The 2,448-nt window shown below is 66.8% G+C and carries 3 protein-coding genes; all 3 read right to left on the bottom strand.

Going from position 1 to position 2,448, the window contains the following annotated elements; translation table 11 throughout:
- Positions 1 to 131: 131 nt before the first annotated feature.
- The gene (gene rfbD / locus ENN83_RS14275; protein WP_287188040.1) at positions 132 to 986 is read right to left on the bottom strand and encodes a dTDP-4-dehydrorhamnose reductase; all 855 of its coding nucleotides are present in this window, start codon (positions 984 to 986) and stop codon (positions 132 to 134) included.
- The gene (rfbB, locus tag ENN83_RS14280; protein WP_287188041.1) at positions 983 to 2,023 is read right to left on the bottom strand and encodes a dTDP-glucose 4,6-dehydratase; all 1,041 of its coding nucleotides are present in this window, start codon (positions 2,021 to 2,023) and stop codon (positions 983 to 985) included. The genes rfbD and rfbB overlap by 4 nt, the downstream gene beginning before the upstream one ends.
- A partial coding sequence (rfbC, locus tag ENN83_RS14285; RefSeq protein WP_287188043.1) for a dTDP-4-dehydrorhamnose 3,5-epimerase occupies positions 2,020 to 2,448 on the bottom strand: 429 nt, incomplete at its 5' end. The genes rfbC and rfbB, both read right to left, overlap by 4 nt.

The raw sequence follows: 2,448 nt of genomic DNA on the forward strand, positions 1-2,448 counted from the left end.
GGGTTTCCCGAAGCGCCGCCATAGGCCGACATATTTTCCTTTACGGATGGCACTGTATCGCAAGAACGCTCTGATCATTCCTTGATCCCGTTTCAGGACGGAGGCAGATACGTTGGCCCCCTCGCGTTTCGTCATGACCGTTCCGCCGCGAGCTGGGCCAGAACCTGCACAAGACCCTTCCGCCAGTCGGGGCGTGTAATGCCGAACCGGATCTCCAGCGCGGCGCAATCGAGCCGGGAATTCAGCGGGCGGCGCGCAGGCGTCGGGTACTGGGCCGCGGCGATCTCCTCGACCGCGACGCGCAGCCCGGCTTGGGCGAAGATTTCGCATGCGAAACCGGCCCAGCTGACATCGGGGGCGCCCGCGAAATGATAGGTTCCGGCCGTGTCAGGGTCTTTTTCCAGCCCCCGGAGCAGGCCAAGGCAGGCGGCGGCGATATCGGCCGCCGGGGTGGGCCCGCCCACCTGATCGGCAACGATGCGCAGCGCGTCGCGCTCGGCCCCCAGCCGCAGCATGGTTTTCACGAAATTCGCCCCATGCGCCGAGAACACCCAGGAGGTGCGCAGGATCGCATGCGCGCCGCCTGCCGCGCGCACCGCCCTCTCGCCCGCCAGCTTGCTGCGGCCATAGGCCGAAATCGGCCCAGTGGGATCGTCGGGCCGCCAGGGCCGCGTGCCCGACCCGTCAAAGACGTAATCGGTCGAGATATGGACGAAGGGGATGGCGCGCGCGGCACATTCCCGTGCCATCGCCCCCGGCGCTGTGCCGTTGATGAGGGTGGCCAGCGCCTCCTCGGTCTCGGCGCGGTCGACGGCCGTCCAGGCGGCGGCGTTGATCACGGCGCGCGGCGCATGGGCGGCGATGGCGGCGGCACAGGCATCGGGATCGGCAAGATCGGCCCCCTCGCGCCCCAGAAAGACCGCCCCGGGGGCGAGATGCGCCAGTTCGCGCGCCACCTGTCCGGTGCGGCCGAAGACAAGGATCACGCCGACACCCCCAGCCGCCGCCCCACGCCGTCCCGGTCCAGCAGCGGCCGCCACCAGTCCTCGTTGTCGAGATACCAGGCAACGGTGCGCCGCAGCCCCTCTTCCAGCGTGACGGAGGGCCGCCAGCCCAGTTCCTCGCGGATCCGCGCGGGATCGATCGCATAGTGCAGGTCGTGGCCGGGGCGGTCCGTGACGAAGGTGATCAGCCGATCGTGCGGCGCGCCCTCGGGCCGCATCTCGTCGAGGATGGTGCAGATCATCCGCACCAGATCGATGTTCTTCGCCTCGTTCTCGCCGCCGATATTGTAGGACCGCCCCACCCTGCCCTTTTCCAGCACCACAAGCAGCGCCTCGGCATGATCCTCGACATAAAGCCAGTCGCGCACATTCTCGCCCGCCCCGTAGACCGGGATCGGCCGCCCGTGGATCGCGTTCAGGATCACCACCGGCACCAGCTTTTCGGGGAAATGGAAGGGGCCGTAATTGTTCGAGCAATTGGTCAGCACCACCGGCAACCCGTAGGTCTCGTGCCAGGCGCGCACCAGGTGGTCCGAGGACGCTTTCGAGGCGGAATAGGGACTACGCGGATCATAGGGCGTAGTTTCGGTGAACCTGCCCGTGGGCCCGAGGCTGCCGAACACCTCGTCGGTCGAGATGTGGTGAAAGCGGAAGACGTCGGGCCGTCCCCTGCCCTCCCAATAGCCGCGCGCGGCCTGCAACAGCGTGTAGGTGCCCAGCACATTCGTCTCGATGAAGGCGCCGGGCCCGTCGATCGAACGGTCGACATGGGATTCGGCCGCCAGATGCATCACCGCATCGGGCTGATGTTCGGAAAAGACTCGGGCCAGCAGCGCCCCGTCTCGGATATCACCCTGAACAAAGGCATAGCCCGGATGGTCAGCAACGCTCGCCACGTTCTCCAGGCAGGCGGCATAGGTCAGCGCGTCGAGATTGACGACCGCGTGCCCCTCTGCGGTGGCCCGGCGCACCACGGCCGAGCCGATGAAGCCCGCGCCGCCGGTTACAAGCAGTTTCATGGCGCCTCCCAGACAAAGGGGCTGTCGAACCCCGCGAAGGGGAGTGCGGCCTCGTCCTTTGCAGAAAGAATGGGCGCGCCCTCCAGCGGCCAGTCGATTCCGCAACTGTCCCAGCGCACCGCGCCGTCGCAGTCGGGCGCGTAGTAGTCCGAGCATTTGTAGATGATTTCAGTATCGTCGCTCAGCGTGACAAAGCCGTGCAGGAAGCCCTCGGGGATCAGCAATTGCCGGCCGTTCTCGAAGCTGAGTTCGACCCCGACCCATTGGCCATAGCTCGGCGAGCCCTTGCGGATATCGACCGCCACATCGTAAAGCGCCCCGCGCCCGCAGCGCACCAGCTTGGCCTGGGCATGCGGCGGGGCCTGGAAATGCAGCCCTCTGAGCGTGCCTTTCGCATGCGAAACCGAATGGTTGTCCTGCACGAA

It is taken from the genome of Rhodovulum sp. (assembly GCF_011048875.1).
GTDB classification, from domain to species: Bacteria; Pseudomonadota; Alphaproteobacteria; order Rhodobacterales; family Rhodobacteraceae; genus Rhodovulum; species Rhodovulum tesquicola.